This is a genomic window from Chloroflexus sp., assembly GCF_034435895.1.
Lineage (GTDB): Bacteria > Chloroflexota > Chloroflexia > Chloroflexales > Chloroflexaceae > Chloroflexus.
The window spans coordinates 1-6,745 of the sequence record NZ_DAOTWH010000310.1; the positions used below are offsets into that span (position 1 = coordinate 1).

Consider the following 6,745-nt stretch of genomic DNA (forward strand, 5'->3'; position numbering starts at 1 on the left):
TGACCGGTGCAGCGGCACGCTCGGCCCGCTCGGCAACGGCGGCTGCGAACCCTCGTCGCTCAGGTAGCTTAGCCATGCTTGCAGCGCGGTTTCCGGCGCCGCGCCGGCAGTGCGCGCTACCGTCGCTCCATTTCTGATAAAGACCAGCCCCGGTAGATCGGTGACGTTGTATTTCCGCACCAACGCCGGATTATCATCAGCGTCAACCCGCGCAATCAGCGCCTTGCCGGCGAAGCGTTGCGCCAACCGGTCAAGGGTTGCTTCGAGTTGCTGGCAGGTTTGGCAACCGCGCCGGTCGAAGACGAGCAAGACCGGCAATCCTGCTTGCAACACGCGGTCAATGCTCTGTTCACCGGTGCGAATTGGAGTTGAAAAGACCATAGTTTCCTCGCTTGCGTAAGATGGTTGTTTGCATTATGTCGCTATCATCACTCTACTCCGGTCACATTAGTTGCGCAGTAGCGGAATGTTAGCGCAGTGTTATAGTGATGGCCCGTTGGTTGCTCCTTTGCAATGCGGAGTTATATCGAAGCACCGTGACAAGTGATGTGGAGCGTGCTACAACAACGGATAGGTTCCCTGTGTCTGAACCTTCCTTTCCCAAAGGAGGAACCGTATGCGTCCCCCGCTTGCCCCGCCGTCCGCTGCCCCCCGGTGTTGCTCTGCCAACGGTTTGTCGCGCGTCCTCTATTGGTTACTGGCGCTTAGCTTAGCGAGCGGTTTGGCCGGTTGCGGGTCCGGCCCTCCCAGCACGATCGAACCCACGCCGGTTGGGGCGGAGGCGGCGGTGCAACCGCCGCCAACCGCTGTTCCGGCCCCGCTAGTGATGGAAGCGAAGCCGTTAGCCTCCCTGCCGGTGCAACCCGATGGCCAACCCTACACTGATGCCTACGGCGCGCAGATCATTGCCCCACCCACTGTTATGGAAACCGGCGAACCGATAACGGTTGCCGTCAGCGCCGCCGAGGGAGCACTAGCCGCTGCCTTGCAAGAACAGGCCGTGATCGAGACGCCGCTCTACGAAGTGACTGCGCCGAACGATAGCCGGGGCCGGGTCACGCTGTCGCTGCCCGCCGCTTCACCCGAATCGCGCATTGTGGCGTTGGTCGATGATACCTACCTAGCAGTGCTCGATCAAGAACCGCATGATGGAAAACTGGAGCTGGCGGTGCGGGTGTCGCCTACCGATGTACCTGATCTTACCTCCGGCAATGGCCGGGGTGGGACGATCCGCTACTTCGTGGCTCGCCCGAAGAGCGCCGCAAGTGACGGGAGTCTGTGGCAGGCGCTAGCGCCTCCGCCGGCATTCGCCGCCGACGAATATCATTTCTGTTTGCAATGGACGACGAACACACTGTGCCGTACTAATGGCAAAATCTACGTGATGTGGCCAATGACGGCCCAGTTCAAGCTTGATCAGGCCGATGAAGTGATTCGCCAAATCGACTCGATTCTGCAGAGTTTTGCGAAGAAAAACTTTACCGCAGCCAAGTCGAACTCGTCCGTCTTTGTGGTGATCGGCCCTGATCTCAGCGCGCCGGCATACAGCCCCAAGAGCAGCATCCTCTCGTTGCCGGTTGATAGCGCCGAAACCATTGCCAACCCGCCCGGACGTTACGAGCTGATTCACGAGCTGGCCCACTGGGTGCAAGATGAAGAGTATGCAATGACAGTGGCCGCCCTCTCTGGCCCGAAGGCATGGTGGTTAGAGACAACCGCTGAGAATATGGTCTTTCTGATCGAGCCGGAAGCGCAAGAGCACAACCTCATTCAATACGGCCAGACGACGGTTGATGGGCCGAAACTTGGCTTTCAAGCCGAACCGTTCACGTGGGGATGGAACGATGAGTCGCGCTACATTCACGCCCAATTGCTCAAGGTTAACCTCTGCGCGAACAGTGCCTGCGCGCTGAGCGAAGCAGAGCTGGTGAAGGCCATCAACGAGGGCAGCTATCCGTTGATGGATGAAGCGCGCCAAGCGAAGCTGCGCGCGAACCTCGATGATTATGCCCGCTATTTGCTCGGTGTAGCGCCAGAACGGGCCAATACTGCGATCATGTTACCGGAAGTGTTGCAGCAGGCTAGCCGAGTTGGTGATGTGATTAGCATCCGTCGCAACCGGGGTGATAATTTTGTGCTCAGTTCCACTGCTGAGGCGCCGCAGATCGCGAAACAAACGCCTAATGGCCGCCCGCCTGAGTACCAGATTCAAGCTGCTATTGACAGTGGCGCCGTCTATCCGTTGAGTGTGGTGAACGGCGGGATGAACCCGAACACATCCGGCTGGCCGGTTATGCTGACCATTGAGCCGGGAGTGGAGCTGTTTTACCGGCGTGGCAATGAGCCGATCGCCTATCACGATGGCTCTAGCCAATTGGTGCTCGGCTCAATCCATCGCGATATGGGTTACGACATGGTGCGGGTGGTCGCTGTGGCCCGCAATCAGCCAGCCACCTTCAAGGCCAAAGTGAATGTGGTTGATTTGCAGGGTGACTGGCTCATGGTGAGCCAGAAGGTGGTCAGCACAACATTGTCGTGTGAAAGTAACAATGACAATTTTAATGACGATCCAGCCGAGCTGATTATACTGGTACAGGCGATTTCTGGGATGGTGGCGCCGCGCGGTTCGTATCAGTGGAGCGGTCTGAACGAGTTGGAGTTCACCTTTGACGGCGGAACGGCTTCGCTGACTGGCGAAGCCGATGACACCTCGCAGTTCACGGCCTTAGCCTTGATCTCACCCGATGCGATCGAAGGCGAGATGCGGCTGGTCTTCCCGCCACCACCTACGAGCAACGCTGCGCCGGTGTGGCTGGCATTGGCCTTCGTGCCTCCCGGCATCCTCGCGTGGCGGTCACGCCGCCGGATGGCGTTGCTGTTGGTGGTGCTGCTCATGAGCACGACCTTAGCAGGATGTGTGGGGGTGTCGATCAGCGGTAGCATCAATACGCGCTACACCCTCGACAAACTCGAATATGTCGGCAAAGGCGATACGCTCGGCGAACCGATCTGGCGGATCAGTACGCAGAAGGATGCCTACACCGATATTGACTTGACTATTGTCGCCACCGTTGAGTCGATCGGTAACGAACCGCCCGAGCAAAAGACGACGCGCTGCGCTGGCCGGATCAACCATGATTTGGTGATCGAGATCTATCGCGATGGGGTGATTACAGCTTCAGAGTAACCGAACTCAGCACGATGCGCAGGGAACGCAAGATTCCCTGCGCATTCTATTGCAACACCTCTGCACACATATTGCAAAAAATGTGCAAAAGCGGTATACTAAGGAGCGGATCGCGGCGACGGTGCCGCTCAGGTCATTGTCGCCGCGGCGCTACCGGTGCGCCCGGCGAGTGTGTGTGGAGGATAGACCATGCAAGATCACTTTCGCCAGCGCATCGAAGTACTCACCGCCCGCCTCAACAGCCTGCGCCCCGGCCTCGAGCGGGCGCGCCAGTCGGTTGCCCGTCTCGAAAATGACACTGTCCCTGCCGGCGCGACGGCCTTAGCCCGTGCCGCGCAGTTGTCGGCGGCGCGCGTGATGGCCGCGACGTTGGCCGAACGCGAGCGCCAGTTGCTGGTGGCAATTCAGGCGTTGCAGGCCGAGTTGGCCGATCAACAGTTAACCGAACACGAGTAGGGGCTGGTTGTAAACCGGCCCACGCGCGCAGTAAAAAGTATGCAGTGCGGCAGGGTAACTGCCGCACTGCATGTCTGTTACGGGCGGCCCTAGCGGTCGCGATTACCCAGAGTTTTGGAATACGGCAGTCACCCTGCCGCGTGCCATACATCGTTCATCCCTACGGGTGCAACCCCATAAACGTCAACGCCGTCGTCTCGGCAAACCCGCACATCAGGTTCATGCACTGCACCGCGCTGCCGGCAGCTCCCTTCATCAAGTTGTCGATCGCGCAGATACTGACAATCCGCCCGGTCGTTGGCTCGTAGGCGAAGCCAATGTCGGCGTAGTTGGCCCCTGCCAATATCTTCGGTTCGGGGTAGCGATAAATCCCCTGTCGCTCCTTCACAATGCGGACAAATGGCTGTTCGCGGGCAAAGCCGCGGTACGCCTGCCACAAATCCTTCTCGGTCAAGTCTCGCGCCGCGAAGGCATGCACCGTCGCTAACGCGCCGCGCACCAGCTCGATCGCGGTGATCGACATGTGAACGTTGCGCAAGCCAGTGATCTGCTCGACTTCGGCGAGGTGGCGGTGACCAACCGGCGCAAACGAGCGCACCGCGCCGGAGCGTTCGGGGTGGTGGCTGGCGTCGCTGGCTGTCGCGCCGCCTTCCGATGATCCCACCTTTACGTCGGCGATAATCGGGCGGGTGCGGTCGATCAGATCGGCTTGCACCAGCGGCATCAGGGCAAGGTTAGTGGCAGTGGCATTGCAACCGACGCCGCTGGCATAGCGCGCGCCGATCAGCGCAGCCCGGTTCACTTCGGGCAATCCGTACACAAACCGCTCCAGCCACGCCGGAGCCGGGTGCGGATTGCCGTACCACTGCTGATAGACCGCCGGATCGCGCAGGCGGAAGTCAGCCGAACAGTCAATGATCCGCTCGGCGAGAGCGGCGTAACGCTCGATGGCCTGCGCTGCCTCACCGTGAGGCAGGGCCAGAAAGAGCAGATCACACGCCTGCAGCGTGTCCGGGTGAACGAATTGCAGGTTGGTGCGGCCGCGCAAGTTGGGATGCACCTGATAGAGGTACCTCCCCGCGTTGCGGGCGCTGGTCGCCTGCATAATCGTCACGTGCGGGTGATCGAGCAAGAGGCGCAACAGTTCGCCGCCGACATAGCCGCTCGCCCCCACAATGCTAACGCGCAAAGTCATACACGCCTCATCAAACACTACGACGCCCGCTGCCTACCTCTACCACGTAATCGATAATCCGGGCCGGGATGTCTACCCCGGTGGTGTCGATGCTATTGCGGAACTCCATGGTGTAATTCACTTCATTAACCAACAACTCGCCATCGGGAGTTTCCAGAATGTCAATCGCAACCACGCCGCCGCCGACCGCGTGGGCGGCGCGCACGCTCAGATCGGCCAGTTCTGGTGTGATCGGGCAGTTGGTCGCGACGCCGCCGCGCGCGGTGTTGGTGATCCAGTGCGGGCTGGTGCGGTAGATCGCCGCAATGCACTCGTCGCCGATCACGAAGCTGCGGATGTCGCGGCCCGGCTTGTTGATGTATTGCTGGATGTAGAAGATCGAATGCTGGTAGTTGCCCAGCACGTCGCGGTGCTCAAGAATGGCTTCGGCGGCGTCGCGGTCGTTGATCTTGCTTACCATCCGTCCCCACGAGCCGATCACCGGCTTGAGCACTACTGGATAGCCGAGCTGCTCGATCGCTTCGAGCGCGCTTTCCGGCGTGAAAGCGAGCAAACAGCGCGGCGTCGGCACCCCGGCATGGATGAGCGCCTGCGTGGTGAGAAACTTGTCGCCGCAGGTGAGGGCGACGTGGTAAGTGTTGACCGTCGGCACACCAGCGTCGTTAAAAATTTTGAGCATATAGAGCGCGCGGCTGTGCTGGATGGCGCGCTCTAGCACGACATCGAACGGGTAGCTGGTCTGGTGGAGGTCAAAGATGTGCTCACGGTCATCGATTTTGACATAATCGAGACCACGGCGTTCTAACTCTTGAAAGAGCAGCTTCTCTTCGGCGCGGATGCGCGAGCAGAGGACGGCAATGCGCATGATCGGTTCTCCTATTCTCCCCAATCCTCTTCGACCTCAGGGGCGAGGGCGAGGGTGGGCGGGTTGAGGCTAACGACTTCCAATTCGGCGCCGCAATCGGGGCAGGCAATAATCTCGCTCTCCAGCGTGTTGGCCGGCAAGGTGATTTCGGCGGCGCATTCGGGGCATTCGGCGCGCATTGGTAAACTCCTTTGGCTGTAATACGAATGAAGGTTGTTATTCTCCCCAATCCTCTTCGACCTCAGGGGCGAGGGCGAGGGTGGGCGGGTTGAGGCCGACGACTTCCAATTCGGCGCCGCAATCAGGGCAGGCGATAATCTCACTTTCCAGCGTGTTGGCCGGCAAGGTGATTTCGGCAACGCATTCGGGGCATTCGGCGCGCATCGTTGGTGCTCCTTTCAAGCTTGAGGTGCAAGATGTTCAAGAATCGCATCAGCTACTTCACGAGTCGTCGCGTCGCCGCCGGCGTCGGGAGTGCGAATGCCGGCAGCGGCGACGGCATCCATGGCCCGGCGCAGCTGTTCGGCTGCTTGAGTCCGCTCAATCCACTCGAGCAGCATCACTACACAGTTGAGAGCCGCGGTTGGATTGGCAATGCCGCGTCCGGCGATATCGGGCGCAGCGCCATGCACCGGCTCGAACAGCGCCCGTCCGTGACCGAGATTGCTGCTGGCGGCGACACCCAAGCCGCCGCCGTGAATGCAGGCAATGTCCGAGAGAATATCGCCGAACAGGTTAGTGGTGACGATAACATCGAACCGTTGCGGTTGCGCTGCCAATTGCATGGCGGCCACGTCAACCAACCGCTCTTCAAAGGTCAATTCAGGGAAGTCGGCGGCGACTTCCAGCGCCACGGTGCGGAACAGGCCGTCGCTGACTCGCAGCACATTGGCTTTGTGAACAATCGTGACCTTGCCGGGATGGCCGGCGGCTTGGCGGGTGCGGGCCAATTCACAGGCCGCGCGCACAATCCGGGCCGAGGCTGCGCGGGTGATGACCCGCTCGGCGATGGCGGTGTTGCCATCGTCTTCGAGCCGCTCGC

8 protein-coding genes are annotated in these 6,745 nt (G+C 60.3%); 2 read left to right on the forward strand and 6 right to left on the reverse strand.

All coding sequences use genetic code 11. The annotated features are described in order from the left end of the window. Positions 1-381, reverse strand: a 381-nt coding sequence (locus tag U9R81_RS17335) for a thioredoxin family protein (RefSeq protein WP_322496678.1), incomplete at its 3' end; no start/stop codon positions are given. A gap of 235 nt (positions 382-616) precedes the next feature. Between U9R81_RS17335 and U9R81_RS17340 the strand changes: the two genes are divergently transcribed. Beyond that, positions 617-3,187 (forward strand): hypothetical protein, encoded by a 2,571-nt coding sequence (locus U9R81_RS17340; protein ID WP_322496679.1) that lies wholly within the window; start codon positions 617-619, stop codon positions 3,185-3,187. Between the two features lie 189 nt (positions 3,188-3,376). Continuing rightward, entirely contained in the window at positions 3,377-3,643 is a 267-nt protein-coding gene (locus tag U9R81_RS17345; RefSeq protein ID WP_322496680.1) for a hypothetical protein, read from the forward strand. A 160-nt stretch (positions 3,644-3,803) separates the two neighbouring features. Here the strand turns inward: U9R81_RS17345 and argC are convergent, their stop codons facing one another. The 5 genes from argC to U9R81_RS17370 form a co-directional block, all read right to left on the reverse strand. Then, complete coding sequence (gene argC, locus U9R81_RS17350; RefSeq protein WP_322496681.1) at positions 3,804-4,838, reverse strand: N-acetyl-gamma-glutamyl-phosphate reductase; 1,035 nt, start codon at positions 4,836-4,838, stop codon at positions 3,804-3,806. Between the two features lie 10 nt (positions 4,839-4,848). Continuing rightward, positions 4,849-5,703, reverse strand: a complete 855-nt coding sequence (gene lysX, locus U9R81_RS17355; RefSeq protein WP_322496682.1) for a lysine biosynthesis protein LysX — start codon at positions 5,701-5,703, stop codon at positions 4,849-4,851. Positions 5,704-5,714: 11 nt separating this feature from the next. Continuing rightward, positions 5,715-5,882, reverse strand: coding sequence for a lysine biosynthesis protein LysW (gene lysW / locus U9R81_RS17360; protein WP_066791658.1), 168 nt, complete (start codon positions 5,880-5,882; stop codon positions 5,715-5,717). A 37-nt stretch (positions 5,883-5,919) separates the two neighbouring features. Next, entirely contained in the window at positions 5,920-6,087 is a 168-nt protein-coding gene (gene lysW, locus U9R81_RS17365) for a lysine biosynthesis protein LysW (RefSeq protein WP_322496683.1), read from the reverse strand. Between the two features lie 14 nt (positions 6,088-6,101). Continuing rightward, positions 6,102-6,745: isocitrate/isopropylmalate family dehydrogenase (locus U9R81_RS17370; RefSeq protein WP_322496684.1), on the reverse strand; the 644-nt coding region annotated here is incomplete at its 5' end.

Excerpts from the sequence above, each read along its gene's own strand:
- U9R81_RS17345 (WP_322496680.1), top strand. The coding sequence starts at position 3,377 with ATGCAAGATCACTTTCGCCAGCGCATCGAAGTACTCACCGCCCGCCTC.
- lysW (WP_066791658.1), bottom strand. The coding sequence starts at position 5,882 with ATGCGCGCCGAATGCCCCGAATGCGCCGCCGAAATCACCTTGCCGGCC.
- U9R81_RS17340 (WP_322496679.1), top strand. The coding sequence starts at position 617 with ATGCGTCCCCCGCTTGCCCCGCCGTCCGCTGCCCCCCGGTGTTGCTCT.
- lysW (WP_322496683.1), bottom strand. The coding sequence starts at position 6,087 with ATGCGCGCCGAATGCCCCGAATGCGTTGCCGAAATCACCTTGCCGGCC.
- argC (WP_322496681.1), bottom strand. The coding sequence starts at position 4,838 with ATGACTTTGCGCGTTAGCATTGTGGGGGCGAGCGGCTATGTCGGCGGC.
- lysX (WP_322496682.1), bottom strand. The coding sequence starts at position 5,703 with ATGCGCATTGCCGTCCTCTGCTCGCGCATCCGCGCCGAAGAGAAGCTG.